Raw genomic sequence first — 21005 nt, 5'->3', positions numbered from 1 at the left:
TGGATTATTTAACAGTGTTAGGGCTGCGCGAACGCAACCTCAATACCATTAGTGTCAATAAAGAAATCCAACCTAAGCTACCACCGCCACTGTCAACATTTGATTTGTACGGTTCAACATTAACCACGTAATCAGCAGTGGCATTATCAATGCCATCGCTTACCGTTAAAGCAAAAGTAAGTTGTGTAGATTCAGTAATATTTGGCGCAATAAAAGTTAACGTATTGGCTTTTCCACCGTTGAAAGAAACGCCATCACCGCCTGTTTGCAGCCAGTTGTAAATTAACGCATCATTATCTAAATCTTCAGTAAATGCTGTTAATTGCACTTTTGCCCCTTCAGTAGTACTAATTTCACTGCCCGTTACCGTTGGCGCTTCGTTAACATCAAGCACTTGTAGCTTAATGGTGTGCTCTTTGTTATTACCAAAGCTGTCGGTTGCTTTAACCATAAATTCGAATGTTTCATTACGGTTTATAACAGGTACGGTAAACAGCATTTGCTCGCCAGTAGCTTGGGTTAAGCTGACGCTCGGGCCACTTGCTTGGCTCCATGCATAGCTAACCGCTTCTTTATTACCGGCAGCATCTTCATCAATATCAAATGCTTTGGCAGAAATCACCACGGTATTTTGCTCGCCTTGCTCGTTTTTCTCACTCACTTCCATAAAATATGGAGTTTGCTCAAAATCGAACATTGGTGCACGGTTAACACATGCATCACCTAGTTCAGGAATTGCGGTTGAGAACGCTTTGTCATTAACAATATTGCTAAATTCAACGTCATCTAATAACCAACCCAATGTCGCAGTATTATCATCAGTGCCCACAGCAAAGCGCAGTTTTACTGTTTTACCGTTTAATACTCCGTCTGGTACAGTAATTTTAACCTGCTGACCTTCAACGCCAGTTGAACCAACAAACGCAGCACGACCACCTAATGGATTGAAATGTTGTGCTTCTTCAACACTATATTTATGCAATACCACACCGTTATAAGTGGGCGTCATATCTAAACCACTTACCGACATAATGTCTTGCCACTGGCCGCCATCAATACTAATTTCAACAGCGCCGCCATCCCAGTTTTCCGTCACTAATTCAGCTTCTGCTTCAGTTGGGCCAAATAATTGCTCACTTTGCTCAAATTCAAAAATGTGGAAAAACTCAACACTAAATTCACCAGCTTCAGCAACTGTCACTTCAGGAGTAACAACGGCAGTTAAGGCACGAACATCGTTAGCATAGCCCCACCACATTTGCCCTTGTGGTACATTTAACGCTTCAGATGCTTGATAGTTATCAAATAACCAAGGCGTAATTACCGTACCTACACCAAAGCCATTTTGAACTTCATTTTCAATGCGCCAGTCATGGGCTGAAGCATAAATATCTTCCACATTATCAATCGCACGCGAATGTGGTGCAGTATCGTATTGCGATGAAATCCAGGCTGAGCCGTAAGAAGGTACCAGTGCATCAGCACCGCCATCATCAAATGAAATATCTAAACGAATGGTCGACATATCAAACGCTTCATTTAAGGTAATTTCAAACGGGAATATTTTAACTTCACCAAAGTTACCATCAAAAGAAACCGGAACTTCATTATTGATAGTCGCTTCGCCATTTACGGTTACGGTTAAATCAGTGATTGAATTAACAATAGCTTTTGCGCCAGTGATAGGCTGAGTACCGTAGTCAGTAAGGTGCAAATACACTTGCATAGTTTCACCAACATCTAACGACTCATCAGCATCACAATAGGCACCAGTTTCACTTACATACTGATAATCTGCAGTAATGTTAGAGACCTGAAACGCTGGGTACTGTGTTTCAAAACCTTCGCGCACACCTTCAAAGAAATAGCTGCTACGCTCTGGTGCTTTGGCATCTAAACCCCAACCACGTTTGGCAAATGCGCGTAACGCTATGTCAAAATCAGTAGGATCCGTTGCTGCCATAACGATAAGCATCGCGTCACGAGCTTCAAGGAAATTAGTCCAAAATGGTGTGATTTTCAAACTGGCGATAAAGTAATCACGCATGCGTTTTTCTACTTCATCAAAAGTTAAATCACTACGTTCGTTATGAAGAGCAATATACACTTCCCATAACGCTACAGACCAAACTTCACCTGCGGCATGAATTTCATTAGGTGGCGGTGGCACTTCGTAGAAAGGCCCCGTTTTTATCGGTAGTACTGCACTATTAGAGACCATACCTAAAGTTAACGGGTTAACATCTAAATTGGTACTGTAAGGAAAACGACGAATACCGTAGCCCATTCCTTCCATGCCCATAAGGGTACGACCAACATACGTTGTAATTGGGTAAATACCTTCTAAGAATTCATTACCAAATTGTGCTCTGTCTTCTTCACGTAGTGCCATCATTAGCGCAACAAAGTCGCCCCAGCCTTCACCCAGTGCCGCCGATTGCCATTGGAACAATCCCCAACCATCAAAAATTAAACGGTTAGTAACATAGTGTCCCCACTCATGTGAAACAATGTGGTTATCTAATGCAGAATGCTCTCGGTCAGTATGAATAAAGGTATCAACAACTTTCACAGTTTTACCGGCAGAAATAGCATCATAGATCTCCTGACCATTTTCTTTGGATAAAAACAAACCAGGTATAGTAATGTGAGAAGCATCGGCACCAGGCTCTAAGCCCATATTTAAGTAACCGCCAGTTAGCCCTTCGAGGTTACGTTCACCTGCGGCCAAATGATTAGTAACAATGTAACCAATTGCGCCAGCATCAAGTGCATTTTCAGCTTTTTGCGCAAATGAACACGCTCCACGCTGTAATATTGCTACTTTGCCAGCAAGCTCTGCTGAGTTTGTCGCTTCTTCACACAAATCTAATGAAACACCATTGTTATCTTGCGCGATGGCAATAATTGCTTCACCTTGCTCTTCACCTTCTTCGGCAATTTCCGGTAAATCAAAACTGGTTTTACCAAATACAGCACGACCATACTCAGCATATTCATGGTATTGCTCATCAGTGGTATGTTCAATTAAACCATTTACACGAAATTGCATTTCGAACTTACCCCAACTATACATACGCATTAATGGGCTTTCACCGTCTGCAGGGGTGCGCATACTGGCGTTGTTTTGGCTTGATAATTCGATACGGGCTTCAATTGGGTCTAAACCTAAACCACCACGACCATAGTTATCTTTTTGCGCATTACCTGCCGCTTCATCAAAACCACTGTCGTAAAACCAATCATGTAAAAAGTTTAAAGTGAAAAACATTTGCGTTAAACCCGCTTTTACATTTTTCTCATCCAGTAAATCTGCATTGTAATTGTATTGATAATTAAATGAACCTGGCGCTGATACGTCTAATTTATAATCACCTAATTTTCCCTCTTCAGGTTGCTGAAAACCTTCAGGGGTATTGATATCAGCATAAACAAAGGCATTATTACCTTCAGCAAATTCGGCATTTGCAGGCATCCACGGATCATTAGTGCTTAATCCGGCATTCTCAATAATGATTTCGTTACTTTTTAGGCGAGAAAACGCTAATGTTGTTGGATCAATACCATACGGGAATGGTGTAGTTTCAACAGCTGAAGGCGAGTCAAACGGACGATACGGGATAGTGTCATCGGCATAAACGTTATATTTATAGGCATGATCTGCCGACATTTTTTGTTCAAACAAGACTTTGCCTGAATCGGCGGCAATAATATAACCGACCAATTGCTCTGTTTCTAGCTCAGCATCATAATATGGCGCTTCTATCATCCATGCGGGGGTAACCGATTTATTATTTGGGTAATAAATAAATTTAGCACGGGTTTTATTACTCGCGGCATTTACTGCGCGATTAACATCAGTAGTGGCTTCATTAGCAATGGTAAATTTTTGATACTGTTTTTGTTCAGTGTCAAAATTTAATTGGCTATGCGATAACTCAACACCTTTTTGAGCATAGGAAGTAATAATAGCTGTTGGAGCATCAACGGCATGACTATTGGCTGATTTGTTCGCCGTTTGCGCAGTAACAGGGGCAAAATGACCGGTACTGGCAACGCCTGCTAAACCTTGGTTCATCACCACATTTATTTGCGAGCCAAATACTTCCACACCGTTCACGGTTTGTTGATACTTCGCAACAATTGCCCCACGACCTAAGTCATGAACTTGTTTTAGTGTCGCCTGTGAGGCTTTATTATTAACAAAGCCGTGCTTGTTAGCCACTTGTGTTAAATAGCTTTTACCAGCCATTTCAATTTGAGCTTTACGCGCTAGTACCTGGTTTGGTTTCGCCGCAGTTATTTGCGACTTACTCATCCAATTAATGCTGGTTACACCTAAATCTTCATTGTACTGATTTGCCATTACCCTATTGGCAACACGGGCAGAGTTTTTTGCTGCGGCAAAGCGAGTTTGCACATTAGTATTATAAGTTTTTATCGCATGACTGCTACCATTGGCGGTAAGAGTCACAGCTGAGCTAAAATTATGTTTAACTTCAGTAGCTTGCGCAGTAAGTGATAACGAAAAGCTCACTGCTGCCGCCATAACGGCAATATTAAATTTTTTCATTTTTTTTCCTATTGAATACTACTTACGAAAAGAAGAAAACGAGAGTCGCCTTTACCCTAACAAGCGTAAAGGCGAGCTAACGTTATTGACGACGTCGTAAGTAAATTCCCCAACCAATCAACATAAACAGCCACAAAACTGCTGCACCATTTTCGTTTTTATCTGCAGGATTTGCGATTGCATCGGGTTCAACTGCGGTAACATAAAACACTTTGCTTACCGATAATTCACCATCGTTAACGGTTATGGTGAATGCATGCTCACCTACAGGCAAGCTGTGGACATTAAGCGAAGCATCGGTAGTTTTACGATAGTTGTCTGGTTGCTCATCAATTTGTACACCCGACCATAAATACGTAATATTTTGATCTCGAGTTTCCAAATCACTTGCTAAACTTTCTAAAATCACATTCTCTTCGGTGGTGATGGTAATTTCAGAAAAATCCGTTCTAATGTTCGGCGCATCATTAATTGAACGCACGTCAACTTCAAAGCTTGACATGATTGAATTGCGGCTATCATTAATTTCAACCGCGAACAATTTGATCAGGGCAGATGCGGTAGTAAAGTAATCTTGTGTAGTGCTAATGTGTAATACGACAAACTCACCTGATGTATCCACATCTACCATTACGTTTTCATCCGTTGATGTAGCAGTTACGTTAACCGTTTGAGAAAAAAGTGACGTACTAACCGATTTAACACCAGCATCTTCATAGACAAAAATGTTTGGTAACTGCTCTACCGATAATGAACCCTTAACGGTTAATGTAGTGGTGTTGGCAACAACAAAATTAGTGGTATCGTTGTGCAGGGCAATCTCCAATTGCTCATCAATATCAACAGAAGGGTCAACTATTGCTTTAAAGCTAACACTAGCTTTACCAGCTTCTGGACCGAAGTAATCGAAGCAGACGACTAAATCATTTTTAATTTTGTCATATACAGCAGTCTTGGTATTGGTATTAGGGCCCGCAACAAAGTGACTCTCACCGTAATAGAAACCAGAATAGGCATTACCATAACCACGAGCACCTCGGAAACCTGCACTACCAGTAAATTGCCAATTACTGTATGGAATTTCATCATCACCAAACACATCATCTTTATCGGTGATTTTACGAATAATATCATCATAAGCCATAATTATTTCATATTGACCTGGACGATGTTTTGCCGGACCTGTTTCCATAAACACTTGCATATCGTAATTGTCTTGCCCACGAAACTGAGTGTTTTCTTGAGTAATATCATTCCAATGGATACGAGAACCATCGTTCGCATCACACATTCTTGCCCACCCATTACTATCACCATATTGTTCATTTTTCTCTAGTGCATAGTTACGACAACCGCCGCGCCAGCCCGTATAAGCATTATCATAGTTAACGACAACTTTTGAACCTATGGTACCAACACTAATCCCTGAAACATCATGGGTTTTAGTCGCTACAGGTACAAATGGCGTAACAAATCCGGCGCTGGTATCACCACTTGCACGCCAAAGCGGCGATATAAACATTGCCGTGGTATTTTTCAAATAAGGCATATCAAACGGCATCATTGATGCTGTAGAATTGGTCGGTAATAAAGGCGCAGCACTATACTGGGCGTTTAATGCCATTAGGCCATTATTATAGACATAGAGCCAATCACCTCGTTGAAAATCACCGTTTTCATAAAATGAAATCCATGGCGTTGGGTTATCACTGTTGGCAAATAATTCAGTAACCGATATTGGTACCTCCCTATCGTCAAGATACCGTTGACCATCTTTGTCTTCTGTAGCCATAAACAGGTATTCACCATACCGCTCTTTATGTAAACGTGCCGCCCACTCATGGTCAGACTCATAAGAGACTTCGCCTTCGATTCGTTTTCTACCGTAACCGGTAAGGCCTGCAGTTAATTGCTCTCCATTTAAGTAAGGCTTTTGCCCATCTTCAATTGGCAAGGCACCACCGGTAATTGGCGTTAGGCCTAAATAGGCAAAACCAGAGCCGTCGTTTCCAGGAAATTCAGGAGTTTTACATAAGGCATCTGTTTCATTGGTACTATAGTTATAGCCCCTTGGCTCATTGGCAACATCATCGAGTGAGCCGATAATGCTTAAAGTGTTACCTGAAACAGTCGAGTTAAGATCAGCAAACTGTGAGCTAAAATCACTCATAGATCCAGGTACTAAGGTTAAGCCGCTAGGTAAATTTACCGTTAAATCGACATTACGATTAGCTAAGCTTTCATTAGCATTAAACTCAACGACTAAATCAATCATTGCGCCAGCTTGCACTGCTGTAGGTTTTGACGCTAATTTAACTACTGCTGCATCTCTACCGCGAATAATATCTAAATTAACAACTTTGTTATTACCCGCAGCTTTAAAGGCTGAATATACACGCTCACCAGGTTCCATATGTAATTGCCAGTCGACAACCACATCATCACCACTAGCAGAAACGTTGATATTAGTCGCTTCAGTATCATCAATTACAGTAGTGAATAATGTGGTATCAACAGCCAATTGATCAAAATAATATTCAACGCTAGCAATTCCATGCGCCACTGAATTTTGATAAATCACCCAGTAATCCCCGGCAATAGGGTTTGTAATTGAACAAAAGTTATTGGTACCAGGCGTTTCATCTAGTGTTTGCAGCGTACCCTGTGCATCTGAAATACAAAGTACCTCATCTCTAAAGTCGATAAAGCCGTTATTGTTGAAATCTCGGCCAATTGCCATCGCAATCGTCGTTTTGAACAATTGGGTTTTACCACTATAAGGTCCAGCGTCGGCAACAATACGTTTCGCGCCCTCTTGTAAACGTAACCATTCTATATGTGCGGTACCATTACGCAGGTGACGAGCGGCATCAAAGTTCGCATCTTTACAACTACCGGCTCTATAGTAGGTATAACAAGTCACACTGTCATAAGACTCTACTACTGGGGATAAGTGTACCTTTGTGCCCTCAATTACAGATGGCTGATAAGTAGTAAACTCGGTGCTAGCGAAGTCAGTGGTGCTAGTATTTGGCAGTTTTTTCTTACCTTGGTTGCTATCCACTGTAATGGCTTGATAATCGTTTTCAACATCTAATTTCGTGCGTACTACTACCTGCCAGTTGGCTTCTGGTATGTCACGATTATCAGGGATAAAACGGACATTACCTTCGGTCATTGAATCTTGGTTATTGTTAAAGTCAGTGAAGTCTTCTGGTAAGTCTGACCAGTCGCTATATCCAATACCCCAACGCATACTCTCTTCAATAACGTCGAACTTAATGGTTAATTCAACTTCATCGCCAGCATTTTCAAAGGTAAACTCTTCTGGTGTAATAGTCATTTGCGCAGATGCGTAATTAAGCTTAGACTCGATTCTCCAACTTCCTGCTTGGGTTGCTTTAATGGTACGTTTCATTTCACACGAGCTAAAACATAACGCATGAATTGCAGCGGCTAAATTTAAATCAGCAAACGGTATTGCTTCAGGGTGGTTTTGATCGGCCTTTTCAAAATTAGCAACCTGCTCATGCATAACAAAACCTGCATTAATTGCATCGCTAACATTGATTAAGCCATTACCTACGGTATAGGCATCAGGTAGACCATTCTTTGAAGTTTGAGAATGAAGTACTTGGCTTGCTGTCATGATTAAGGCAGAGTTAATTTCAGATACTGACCAAGTTGGTTGCGCTTGTTTAACCAGCGCTGCAGCACCGGTAACATAAGCGGTAGCCGTTGATGCGCCACTTAAGGTCATCCAAGACGAGGCATTACCGTAAACATCAAACGGGCGTTCATCGGCATAAGGTGCTAATACACTTACACCAGGTGCAACAACACTCGGTAATAAGTAACCTGAGTCAACGCCTTTACCAGGACCAATCGAAGTATTTTTCTCATAAACCATTCCTGAAAGTGATGGTAATTCAGGCACTGTAATCGGGTTAATCGTGGCGATAATGTCTTGCGTTAACTCAGCAGAGCGTTTTGCCCATTGGTAAAATAAATTAATGCGTTTACTATCATCCTCCGGATCACCTGAAGAGGTAGAGTACATAAACGTACCGGCAAAACCATTACTATATGCCACAGGAATATTCATTGGTGTTACACTGTCATTAACAATGATCATCGCACCAGCACCGGCGTTTTCAACTTGCTCACCCATTAAGGTATAGGTTTGCACTGGGGTTAAGCCAGTTTCAAGTGCGTTACCATATTCATCAGCTAAACAAACTGCAATTTCATTGGCAGAAAATATATTTGCCGGTAAATCTAAACAATGAGCTAACGCATATTGCTGCTCATTTGATAACGCAGTCATATCGACTTTACTTTCAGCAACAACAACATTGCCAGTAACTGGCTCGCCAGAATACGCAGTAACCGCGCCATAGGCAGAGATTGCTTCCATTAAACCATCGGCATTACGATATAAAGGTACCGTGATTGGATCACCACCGGAGATATCACCAACGTGAGCTGAAACGGTATGGGTACTGCTTTTGAACACGGCACCAACACTCATTAACCAAGGCGATGGATGATCACCATTCCCGGCATCCTCGTCTAAGTCTAATTTGTAATTGTCACCATGACCAACTGATGCTGCAACAAATATGTTTGCTTGATGCGCATTCAAAAAGGCCATTTCAACTGGGTTTACCCATGGTAGTGCTAACGCGCCACTTACTTTAGAAATTGAAAAGTTTAAAACATCAACGCCATCAATAATGGCATCATCTACTGCTTTAATAATAGCTTCATCTAGACAGCTATCTTCATTACGTTTTGGGTCACACACTTGATAAGAAATAATTTGTGCGTGCGGGGCAACACCAGAAACATCAAACGATGAATTTTCAATGGCAATGCCCGTAGAGGCTAGTACTTTTGGTTCACGAAAATGAAATTTAACATCATTTACCACATTACCGGCGATAATGCCGGCAACATGTGAGCCATGGCCGTGATAGTCTTCCCCCTTTTGCAGAGAAAATTCGCCATTAGGATCATTATAAGTTGTAAAGCCAGAGGTTCCGTCAGCACCACCGAAAATTTTATCGTTAATTTCAGAGTAAGTACGAATACCAATTAATTTATTATTACAACGACTCGCTTGCGCACTGTCTAAACATTCACCAACAAATTGTACACCGTCTAAGTTATTGAAGTATTCACCAGAATCGTCAAACGCAACATGGTCGGTATTGATACCAGTATCAAGTACACCGACTACAATGCCCTCACCTTTATATTTGGTGGTTGTCCGATATGTTTCACCAGACCAAACTTTGTCAGCGCCTATATCTTTTGGTCCTGCGTAGCTTTGCAGCTGCGATCGACCTAATAAGCTTACACGAGCAACGCTATCAAGTTTTGATAAACTTGCAGCATCATCTTGGCTAAGTTCAACACTAAAGCCATTTACGGCATTAGCGAATTGATTTCTAATCTTAAGCTCAATGCCTAACTCTTTCGCATATTTTACTACGTTTAAATGAGAGTCTTTCAAATAATTAACGTAGTTAATTTTAGAACTAAGAGCTTTTTCGCTTAATTTCTTTTCGCCCGATGAACCTTTGCCTGCAATACCTGTCGATTGGTCTTTCAATGTTTCAAAATGCGGTGCTGCTTTATCAACTAAAATTACAAGATAAGTATTTATGCCAGTAAGTTCTGCTTGATAGTTAAATTTATCAACTTTTGACAGGTTTCTGGTAATTATGCTATTCACCGTACCTGAATTGCTTACAGAATGGTCTTTATCTGCCATATTTTTAGCATTAAACTGGTAAGCATTTGGCTTTATGGGAACAACAACATCATTACTGATATCGCTAGCCGCTGCAGAAATTGCAGTAGCATAAAAGGCAGTAATGCTTGAAATAAATTTTTGATTAAACTTCAAAGGATTCTCCATCCAATATTTCGATGGCAATTTAATAAAACATTTATAAAAGCAATACAACAACAGCACTTCATATTTATTATAAAATAAACACACATTAAAATATATTACTTAAAATACAAGCAGTTAGAAAGGCAACCAATAACAAGCTGCTATTAAAGAACAAACAATTATACAAACATTTATCGCGGTCATTCTAAAAGCTCTTATTCTCAACACTAAAACTTATAATTTCAGCATCCACAATAATCATAGAAATTCAACAAAACAAATACCAAAATTAACACTCTTACAATCAATAACTTACGACAAATGTAAGGTTTATGTATGAAAATTGTGTTTTTTTTTAAGTCAAATCGACTCGTCCATGATTGCTTAAAATAGACATCCATCGTATTAAAGGTTGTTAAATAAAGCGATAGCAACCTGTTCGGGTTAAAACTTACTTATGAATTAGTTGCTTGCAAGAAATTCTATGATTTACATGAAGAGGAAGATATGAGAAATCATGTTACATTGGCTCTAGTATTACTACTGTCTGCCTGTGGTGGAGGGGCTAGTAACTCCAAACCTGAGACAGCACAAACTACTAAAGCACCTGAGTTTGAAATCGTTGGTTCTCAAAGTATCAACGAACAACAACCAGTACAACTTAAAGCGCAAGTATCATACCCAAGTAACCCTGATAGCTTAACTATTGAATGGTCTCAGCCGAATGAACAGAACATTGCATTAAGCACAGATAAATTTAATGCATCATTTACCTCTCCAGATATATTATTAGCTGAAGGCCAACGCGTACTAAAATTTACTGCAACGATTACCGACACAGAGACACAAAAATCAACTAGCGATGATATTAGCATTACTGTTAACGCACTAGATATTTCACCACAAGTAAATGTAGATAATTTCAGCGTTGCAGAAAACACCACCGCAATCTTATCAGCTGAAACATTAGGCAATGGTGATGAAAGTATCCTATATGCTTGGTCGGCATTAGATGAAAGCGGCATAGAGATCATGGACGCTGATCAACAAAAAGCATCATTTATTGCGCCAGACGTTATAGCTCCAACTCCTTTTGCATTTTCAGTAACCGCCACAGATAACGAAGGTTCGACTACAACCACGAAAATAATCGTAACTGTTAATCCTGTTATCAGTGGTTATATAGCACTAGGTGCTAAATTACCATTGGCAGAAGCTACAATAGCCGTAAACTCCATTACAGGGGGGAGCTGGCTAATACTTGGTAAAAATAAAACCAATGCGGATGGAGAATTTAGTATTGAAGTCCCCTTCTCGTTAAGGAATGGCTTTGCTATAACGTCAACTAGCGGCAAAGTTAATTCACAAACTTTTGATAGTAACCTTACTAACATATGTTTCAGTGAAGACAAAACATCATGTTATGCCTCTCCGCTTACTAGCCTTATTACCAAGGTAATGAAGGCAAAAATAAAACATGGTTTAAATGCCACAAAAGTTACCAAAGAATTAACTATCAACAGTCTTTATGATGCTTTGGGGGTGTTTAGTTTAAGTCATGACCCATTTATGAACAAAATAGCAAGATATGACTTTAATACAACGAAGGTGATATCCGAGTTAGCAATCGTTTCGTTAAATGATTGGTTAAATGGTGTAGCCAAATTTATTAATCAGCAAGACGGTTATTCTCTTGAAACCGTAAGCGAATATTTCCCTTATGCTGACGACGAGCGTATAGCTAGCAAAGTCAGCATCGAATATAATGATAACAGTATTAATCATATAGCCAGGTTAACCGAAAAAAGAACAATAAATTTACTTGGTGACATCCAAAGCTACGGTATAAATAATACAACGGTAGAGGTAGCTGATAAAAGCTATGAGTGGTCGTTATCTAACGCGGAAAATATTGAATATATAGAGTTGGCAACGCCTACGGAACCGACGTCTTTATTAACTCTAGGCAGCGTAGATGAAGATAGATTAATTGATATCAACTTAACCACAACACTAACCACAACAACAGGGATTGTTTATACCGATACGGTAACTCAAACGTTTACTATTTTAAATAATCTTACGAGTGAAAATACTCCGCCAGAAATCAGTTTAACTGCCGATCAAATATTTATCGCGTCAGAGGTTGCAACACTATACGCAAAAGTTGAAGATTTTGAAGATGACCTCAGCACCTACGACAATAAAAACACTCGTTATCACTGGCAGCAAGTTTTCGTATCACCAAAGGAAGGTGAAGCTTTAACACCTACTAGCGACATCCCAGTTCTGTTGAGTAATGAAACCACCTTGTCACCTACCTTTACTGCCCCTGATGTAGAATTCACAACTGAATTACTTTTCTTACTAACAGTTACGGATTCAGGTAATGACAATAATGAGGGAAGCATTAAAAATACGGCTTTAATTTCAGCATTTATTCTACCTAAGCTTTCTCTTGCTCCGGTGGCTCTCAATGACACAGGGATCACATTATGTGCAAACTATGCCTTTGATGGATCTCGATCTCATAACAATAAAGTTCCTTGTGATGATCAAGGGCATATTGATGAAATACCTGCTGAGCAAGATGCTCATATAGGAAGAGACGCAGATCAATTTGAAAACATCGCAGAAGATGGTTATGCCGGATTTTCTTTCACTAAACTCGACTCCCAAGGACAAGAATTAGCACATAACGCTCAAGCATGGAGCTGTGTACAAGACAACGTTACAGGCCTTATTTGGGAAGTTAAAACAAACTCTACTAGCACTGACGATATACACGGCAGGCAGCATACGGCTAACTGGCGAAATACTGATCATTTTACCAATGGCGGTTCACATTTAGACACTCTGATTAATCCTGAAAAATTTGCAGGAATAGAAGATGATGCCAGTTGCACAACCTCGCAGAACATCTGCCTAAACACCGAAGAGGTCGTAAATAAAGTAAATACTGAAAGCAAATTATGTGGTTTTAGCGACTGGCGCTTACCCTCTCGGGTTGAATTACATTCATTGGTTGATTACGGCAAAACAACACCTATGATTGATACTCGCTTCTTCCCATATACGTCAGAATCTATGTTTTACCTAACAGCTGATACCAACCCTATTCCAGGCTTTGCAACTGATGGTTCAGGTGTATACACCTGGTTAGTTAGCTTCAGAACAGGTGAATTGGTAAGTATTAAAAAGAGATATGCAAAAATGAAGTTTAGATTAGTTAGAACAGTGAGTGAAAAATAATGAAAAAGATTAAAATAGGTAAAAATAGCCTTCTAATGATCGCTTTATTTTCGAGCTTAGGTGTTAGTGCAGCTGATCAGGATCGTGGCACTGCGCCAATATCACAAGAGTGTAGCCCTTTTATACCGCATACTACGCCAAGCTTTCGCTATAGCTATAGTGATACTGGCGCAACCGCAACGGATAAAATTACGGGTCTGACATGGTCAAGATGCACCTACGGCCAAGCATGGGATGCACAAGCGCAGGTATGTGAAGGGAACGCAACCTTAGTTACTTGGTCTGCTGCATTTACTGCAGCCTCAACCCAAGATCTTGATAACTTGACACATTGGCGCGTTCCAAACATCAAAGAACTCAATACCATTATCGAAGGCGGCTGTACTTTCCCTGCCATTAATAGTGAGGTATTTCCCAATACGGTAGCATCAAGTCAACAACCCTATTGGAGCTCTACACCAACGATATCGTTATTACCAGGAGTCTATGATAAAGCCGACTATAGCAGCGTATTTGCAACTGATTTTATGACAGGCTTATCTTCACGTCATAGAAAGGACAGTAAAGTTCATATACGTTTTGTACATGATTAAATAAATTGATTGCGTTGTTATACATTCCGACGACTCAAATAAGAGAAGAAAAACATAAAAACTAAATAAGAAGGGATATTAGTATGAAATTAAGAATAAGTACCGCTGCACTTACGTTGGCAATAGCCTTACCTGCGTTTGCCGAAGCAGAGTTGGTTCAATTTAAGGCCGGAGAAAAGGCTGTGGCTGCTGATGTTAATGCAAATTTTTCAGCTGTTTCTACAACAGCTGAAACAGCAAAATTAACAGCTGAAACAGCAACATTAATAGCTGAAACGGCTAAAGCATTGGCTGATGATGTCAGTGCAAGTTTATCAGTGGTTTCAGCAACAACTGAAAGTGTTAAAGCTATGGTTGCTGATGCTACTGAAACAAATTCAGCTGTAGAGTTAGCTTTGGATGACGTAACATCAGCAGTGGGTTTTAATTCTACGGCAATATCAAACAATGACAGTAAGATCATACAAAACGTTAATAGAATAGATGCAATAGTTGCAGCCTCACAACCGCGCGTTAAGGTCTACGACGCTAACGATGTTGAATTCGGTACTATCGTAAAAGGCAATACAGATGGCACTTATACCATCGTATTAAAAAGTAATGGTTTAGTTGTTAGCTCAACATTAGAAGCTTATAACGTAAGTGATAGAGCCCCTCTAGCAGGCGATTCACCTGTGAGAGTGAATATTCATCCAACACTTTTAAATGTTAGACAAACCACAGTCTATTTTGCTGAAGAGGGCTGTAAAGGAACAGCATATGTTGCACCAGATCGACTTTCACAAAATATCATTGATAACTTTTATAGAATGTCACCAATATCGGCTGAACATATTTATGGTGAAGGCGTACTAGCTTTTCATGTTGAAGGTTACGATGGTAACCAATCAAACCCTGCCATTTACATGACTAATAAAAATTATGTAAGTAACGTAAGTTTCAGCAGCTACAGGACTCCAAATTCAACCTGTACTGACAATGCATCAACACTTGGCAATAACTATTTGATGGTTGAAGAAGTTTCGAGTGATACCGGTATTGTTAAACGTTCTGTTTCATTGGAGGCTGGAGGCAGCGTTCAATTTATTGAAATTGATCATGCTACTCACCCTTCACCTTTTAAGTTTGTCACTGAATAAATACTCGGTCATCAGGTTATCAAAAATGCCATCATAACGATGGCATTTTTATTTTAATACTATCGTTTTATTGATACTTTCAACCCTACACTTTGCTTGGCACTGTAAAACAGTTATGAGCATACTCCGACAGCCAATACTCGTCCATATTTTATCCATCGACCAAAAGAAAAGCTCAATAACCGTTGCCATATAGTTCTGATGATTTAGGCTTATCTAATCATTTGCTACGCTACTGATATAACGTTTTTATACAATGACTAAGCGATCACAGAACTGAGCAACTGAATAATTGTGCTCTGTGTGGCATGCTAACTACTTTGACTTTGAACTTTTAAGGATACGGATTCCTTTGCATATACACACCTGAAATTGAAGTTACAACGTGCCTTATAGGAGGCTAGAAAAGTTTGGAAAATCACTATATCTTTTCGCACTGAATTAACGCGCTCAAAACTCACAAAGAACGTTACAATAAAAATCATAATAGCAAGAATGATCACAATACTAATTTTGAGTGTTTAATGGATTTGGAGGTTAATCAAACACGGAAGGTAATTAACAACATGAAATTAAGTGGAATATACAATCACAGTTAAATTATATGCAAAAAAGACTTCCCGAAGGAAGTCTTTTACCGTAAAGCCTGACTAATAATGAAATAGTCAGGAACTTACATTAGTAGTTACTTAGCAACGATAGAATAAGGTGCTGGGAATGTAGTCGTATTCAATGCAACTTCATCTCCACCATTCATGTCAGGTGCAATGTATTGAAAAAGAGCATCTTCATCATAGGCAAAGTTATAACTAATTTCTTCATAATCAGTCGCGTCGTAAGCCGCACAATTTGCACCGGCATTATTCTTATATGATGCAAAATCTTGTACTAAATTTGGAGTAGTTGAGGTAGCGATTATTGCCTTACCTTCAATAACATCGTAACCTAACACTTGACCAGCACCAACTTCAGCCCAAACTGGCGTAGGGTAGTAAGCACCCTGTTTCCATGCAATAGTAAATGTTTGAGAAGAATCACAATCCGCACCTTCAAACATAGTAAATGTACTCACACTTTTAATGTCAGTCACTTTCGCACCAAGAATGGCATTATAATTGCTATCTTGACCAAGGAAAGACATTAGATTAACTGTAGCTACTACACCGCTGTCATTTAGTTGAATTGTCACCGTATCTTCATGCATAGCAAGTACAGTAGCAAACTCAGCACCCGTGCTATCAGTGATAACAAAAGTAGGAGCAGCCATAGATGCCACTGATGCAATTTCTGCAGTGTTAGCAGCAATAGCTGCAGTGTTAGCAGTAACAGTAGCAGAGTTAGCACCAACTGAACTTTCTAAAGCATCTTTAGCTGCTGTTAACGCGTCTGTGTTAGCAGTAATTAATGTAGTGTTATCAACTGCTGCTGTTGCTGCTGTTGCAGCGTTAGCTGTAATTGCTAAAGCATTAGTTGTTGCTGTTGTTGCATTATCTGTAATTGCAGTTGCGTTAGTTGCTGCTGCTGTTGCATTAGCTGTAATTGCTGTTGCGTTAGTCGCTGCTGAAGCGGTAGCTGCATCAGCTGAAGCTTGTGCTGCAGCTGCAGCTGCCTCAACTGCTGTAAAGTTTGAGTTTACGTCGGCAGCTACGGCTGCTTCACCGGCGTTAAATGTAACTAAGTCTGCAGCTACTGCTGGTAATGCAATTGATAAGGCTAATGCTGCTGCTGTTAATTTAAGTTTCATGTTTTATATCCTTGAATCTATTATTTTATTTAGATTAATTTATAAGTATTAATTTTATTGTTGTTTATTTTGGTAATGAATACTTGGCTATTTTATTGCCAATCAACTTCATTCCATTTTGCGCTTTCACTGTCCCAAACTAGCTTAGTTTCAGCTGGAGGAGGAGGTGGAGTGATAGTTTTAGGTTCAGATGAACCGCCACCACCGCCGCCACAGGCAGTAAGTAAAACTGAAGCGATAACTGCTGTAGCTAAACTTTTAAATTTCACATTAGTCGTCATAGTTGTTTCCCGTTAATGTACGTTTGTATCCTTTGAAATCCATTGTAAAAATGAAAGAAACAATGTGTCTGTTTTCATTTACAAATGTCTTTAACAAAGCTCGAAACTATAATTACCTGCGACCAAAGTCGTTTACAACCACCCCAAAACACAAAAAACTCACTTTATAAATACAGCCACATACAACATTCTTTAAAAAAACATACAATCCCTTACAAAACAACAAGTTAAGTAAAATAAAAACACTTATACATGCATGTATTTTGTAAAAAAAGGACCAGCTTTTGAATTTAAATAATAGTTTTCACGTTTAAACCTAACAGAACAACAGTCTTGTCTCTTACAGCTTTAATTAGTTCAAAACAAAACTTATCCTGCGAACAAATGAATTTTTAAGCTTGATATTTTTTTCTTTGTTTATAAAGATAACAACCAGAAAGTGAAGAGCTGTTATTTAGAATAAAGGGAAAAGTTATGCTATAACGTTAATGAGGAGAAGCATTTAACAATGGTTTGGATATTAGCTCCAACTATGTACATTAACTGAGTAAGTCATTTAAAAAATGTTTTATGGAAGAGCAATTTAACTAAGTTGCACTATGATGATTTAACACCCTACACATACTTGTTAAGGGCTATATGTTGTACGTTTAAAAATTTGCCTTGTTCTGGATTTAAAGTTCATATGTTTTAAACAAGATAGCGATATAACATAAAACACGTCACTTTTCGCATATATCTATAAAGTTATCGTTTGAAAAAAGGCTCGAAGTGTTTATACACTTCAAGCCTTTTTACTTAACCTTCTCGGAGCTACTAGTTACAATGAGCCCCACAGTTCTCTTAAAAATCTTCACGAGGTATGTAGGTTCTTGCTGCTTCACTTATATCTAATGTAAAGTCATACAATTCTTCATTTTCTGGAGCTAAAAGCCTTGGTCGACAAGTCGCAGTAGTTGTACCAGCTAGACCTGAGCACTCAGGAAATGCACCATAATCATTATCTTGAGTCCAAGTAACAGGTTGAGAAAAACGAAGACTGGTCATCGTACATTCAAATTCACCATCTGCTATTGGAGCACAACTATTAAGCTGAGCATAGCGGCCATCAAAATTGACTTCTCTATGGTGGCTGTTAAGCAAAGTCATAATATGTCGTTTAGTAAAATCATCAACAAAAGGCTGCCCTGGTTGATATGAAGGGGCTGATTCTTTATGCAAATCAAAACCAATCGAAAACTCATCGATGATTTGATTATCGCAAAACATTTGCGTGGAGTTAGCCTGTGCTACATAAGTATCAGGGTTGAGTAAATAAGCGCTTAATTCGTCATTATTAACGGCAAAACACTCTGCTCCACCGCCTTGATTCATAGGACTATTCCAACATACCGGCGCATGCATGGTTAATTCATAATATAAACAATTAACATGTTCACCATTTGACTCTTTCATTGCGCCATTTAAATACTCATACTCGCCCCCTTCAACAACACTTGCTGCTTCAAAAAAATCTAGGAGTGCGATGCTTGAAAATGGACTGTGGGTAGCTATTAATACTTCAACACAATCACCAAAATAAGTGTGCGTTATAACTTCAATCGTATTGCCATCTTGATCTTTAACAACAGTGTCAATATCTGCTAACGCTTTTAAACTGGCCCCATCTTGGCAACTGATTTGGTTCTCGCGAAGGTCAATAAATTTAGGTAGCTCGGTCCAGGCTAGAATACTGGAGATATCAGTTAATAAATTAGCATCTAGTAGGAGTTTATCCGCTATCCTTAAATTGGCTAAAGCACTAATATCAGCAATATTATTGTTGGTTAAAGTTAATGTTGTTAACGATGATAATTGTGCCAGCGCTGAAATATCAGTTATTTGATTATTGCTTAACGAAAGTGTGATTAATTTATCAGAACTTCCTAAGTTACCAAGGTCACTTATTTCGTTATTGTCAGCAGATAACTCTGTTAGCCCGGCTAAGCTTGGTAAGGTTATTAAGTTATTGCTGTCTAGCTCTAGCTTGGTTAAACCGGTAAACGATTCAATTCCAGAGACACTTTCTAAGTTATTGTTAGACAAACTTAACTCGGTTAAACCAGTAAAATTAGCTAATGCTTCAATACTTGAAATATCGTTATTCGATAAATTCAGCAGTTCTACATTGGCTAAGTTAACCAAAAAATCTAGGTTAGTTAACCCATTTGCGGCCAAATTTAATGACGTTAACTGCGTTAAGTTAGCAATAATAGTGAAGTCTGTAGCCCCAGCGTTTGATAAATCGAGATTTTCTAATTCTGTCATTGACGCCAATACGGAAAGATCTACAAAATCGCTGCTTGGTAATATTAAGGTTTTAAGTCCAGTAAAGTATTGCAGATTGTTAAAATCTTCAGTCACATTTGTCAGTGAGCAATCAATTGTTTCGATGCTGTTAAGCAATCGCTGTTCAAAAAACTCGCTCCTTTGCTCATCGGGAACATTGCTCATAATACATGTTAACAATGTACCATTCGTGCCATTTGTGCCCCAGTTCAAATCGGCAAGTACCGGCATTGAGCGTTCGCTATCATACGGGGCAAAATCTCTCGGTAAAGAATCGGGTAAATTATAAACGCCGTCGCCATCAATATCATCATCGTTCAGATCAGATATTTTATCGCCGTCAACATCATTTAACGGTTCTGATTGTGGATCGTATGGGTCTGTTTCATTGTTACTTTCATCAGAATTAGCAAAGCCGTCACCATCAATATCATCATCTTTGTAATCGAAGGTGCCATCATTGTCTATATCAGTTGGAAAATCACTAGCATCAAAAGGATTAGTATTAGCTGATAACTCATCAATGTCAGTTACACCATCATTATCATCATCTAAGTCCTCTTTATTTGGTGAGCCATCTCCATCAATATCTTCAGGTGTACTATTTATATTTGTAGATTCAGAGCCTGCTGCTGTTTCATCATCATTGCTAAAGCCGTCACCATCAATGTCATTTGGAATGCTGCTAGTATTTGTTAGATCAGAGCCTGCAGCCGTTTCATCGTCGTTGTTAAAGCTATCGCCATCAATATCATTCGGTGTGCTATTAGCATTTGACGGGTCAGAGCCTGCGGCCGTTTCATCGTCATTGTTAAAGCTATCGCCATCAATATCATTCGGTGTGCTGTTAGCATTTTCAGGATCAGAGCCCGCGGCCGTTTCATCATCATTGCTAAAGCCGTCACCATCTGAGTCCACCGGAGCTTGCTGAGCTGGAGGCTCAGGAGTTGGTTCAGAGCCCCCTCCTCCGCCTCCGCCACAGGCGGTAAGCATTAAAGAGGTAATTAAAGTTAAAGCAATCCTGTTGAAATTTACATTGTTAGACATAGTTTTCCCGTTAAATCCATCTACATAAACCATTGAATTTAATAAAATAGTGTCTCGACATTCATAGATGCAACACTATTTTTCCAATGTTAAACACTATAAATAGCTAACCAGAAAAACATTTACAATAAACTGAACATTAA

8 protein-coding genes are annotated in these 21005 nt (G+C 39.3%); 3 read left to right on the top strand and 5 right to left on the bottom strand.

Annotated elements, in window-relative coordinates:
• Window positions 1-4 precede the first annotated feature (4 nt).
• Together RGQ13_RS08165 and RGQ13_RS08160 are read right to left on the bottom strand one after the other, a co-directional pair.
• Window positions 5-4573, bottom strand: a complete 4569-nt coding sequence (locus tag RGQ13_RS08165; protein ID WP_348393061.1) for a M36 family metallopeptidase — start codon at window positions 4571-4573, stop codon at window positions 5-7.
• An 82-nt stretch (window positions 4574-4655) separates the two neighbouring features.
• The gene (locus tag RGQ13_RS08160; RefSeq protein ID WP_348393060.1) at window positions 4656-10487 is read right to left on the bottom strand and encodes a S8 family serine peptidase; all 5832 of its coding nucleotides are present in this window, start codon (window positions 10485-10487) and stop codon (window positions 4656-4658) included.
• A 498-nt stretch (window positions 10488-10985) separates the two neighbouring features.
• Here RGQ13_RS08160 and RGQ13_RS08155 point away from each other — a divergent pair, with 498 nt between their 5' ends.
• The 3 genes from RGQ13_RS08155 (at window position 10986) to RGQ13_RS08145 (ending at window position 15462) form a co-directional block, all read left to right on the top strand.
• Window positions 10986-13730, top strand: a complete 2745-nt coding sequence (locus tag RGQ13_RS08155; RefSeq protein WP_348393059.1) for an Lcl C-terminal domain-containing protein — start codon at window positions 10986-10988, stop codon at window positions 13728-13730.
• Window positions 13730-14323 carry an Lcl C-terminal domain-containing protein gene (locus tag RGQ13_RS08150; RefSeq protein ID WP_348393058.1) on the top strand — a complete coding sequence of 198 codons (594 nt, stop codon included), beginning with the start codon at window positions 13730-13732 and terminating at the stop codon, window positions 14321-14323. Before RGQ13_RS08155 ends, RGQ13_RS08150 begins: the two co-directional genes overlap by 1 nt.
• Window positions 14324-14406: 83 nt before the next feature.
• Window positions 14407-15462, top strand: a complete 1056-nt coding sequence (locus RGQ13_RS08145) for a hypothetical protein (RefSeq protein ID WP_348393057.1) — start codon at window positions 14407-14409, stop codon at window positions 15460-15462.
• A 685-nt stretch (window positions 15463-16147) separates the two neighbouring features.
• On the opposite strand, the gene RGQ13_RS08140 is transcribed toward RGQ13_RS08145, so the two are convergent.
• The 3 genes from RGQ13_RS08140 to RGQ13_RS08130 all read right to left on the bottom strand — a co-directional run bounded on the left by RGQ13_RS08140 (window position 16148) and on the right by RGQ13_RS08130 (window position 20862).
• Window positions 16148-17206 (bottom strand): hypothetical protein, encoded by a 1059-nt coding sequence (locus RGQ13_RS08140; RefSeq protein ID WP_348393056.1) that lies wholly within the window; start codon window positions 17204-17206, stop codon window positions 16148-16150.
• A 92-nt stretch (window positions 17207-17298) separates the two neighbouring features.
• On the bottom strand, window positions 17299-17487 hold the full coding sequence (locus RGQ13_RS08135; protein ID WP_348393055.1) for a hypothetical protein: 189 nt from the start codon (window positions 17485-17487) through the stop codon (window positions 17299-17301).
• An 843-nt stretch (window positions 17488-18330) separates the two neighbouring features.
• Window positions 18331-20862: a leucine-rich repeat domain-containing protein gene (locus RGQ13_RS08130; protein WP_348393054.1), complete on the bottom strand. Its 2532-nt coding sequence runs from the start codon at window positions 20860-20862 to the stop codon at window positions 18331-18333.
• Window positions 20863-21005: the final 143 nt, after the last annotated feature.

It is taken from the genome of Thalassotalea psychrophila (genome assembly GCF_031583595.1).
GTDB classification, from domain to species: domain Bacteria; phylum Pseudomonadota; class Gammaproteobacteria; order Enterobacterales; family Alteromonadaceae; genus Thalassotalea_A; species Thalassotalea_A psychrophila.
Note: the sequence above shows the minus strand (reverse complement) of the source record. Positions and strands in the feature narration are given on the sequence as shown.

Coding starts and splice junctions, on each gene's coding strand:
- RGQ13_RS08140 (WP_348393056.1), bottom strand. CDS start 17,206: ATGAAACTTAAATTAACAGCAGCAGCATTAGCCTTATCAATTGCATTA.
- RGQ13_RS08145 (WP_348393057.1), top strand. CDS start 14,407: ATGAAATTAAGAATAAGTACCGCTGCACTTACGTTGGCAATAGCCTTA.
- RGQ13_RS08155 (WP_348393059.1), top strand. CDS start 10,986: ATGAGAAATCATGTTACATTGGCTCTAGTATTACTACTGTCTGCCTGT.
- RGQ13_RS08165 (WP_348393061.1), bottom strand. CDS start 4,573: ATGAAAAAATTTAATATTGCCGTTATGGCGGCAGCAGTGAGCTTTTCG.
- RGQ13_RS08150 (WP_348393058.1), top strand. CDS start 13,730: ATGAAAAAGATTAAAATAGGTAAAAATAGCCTTCTAATGATCGCTTTA.
- RGQ13_RS08130 (WP_348393054.1), bottom strand. CDS start 20,862: ATGTCTAACAATGTAAATTTCAACAGGATTGCTTTAACTTTAATTACC.
- RGQ13_RS08135 (WP_348393055.1), bottom strand. CDS start 17,487: ATGACGACTAATGTGAAATTTAAAAGTTTAGCTACAGCAGTTATCGCT.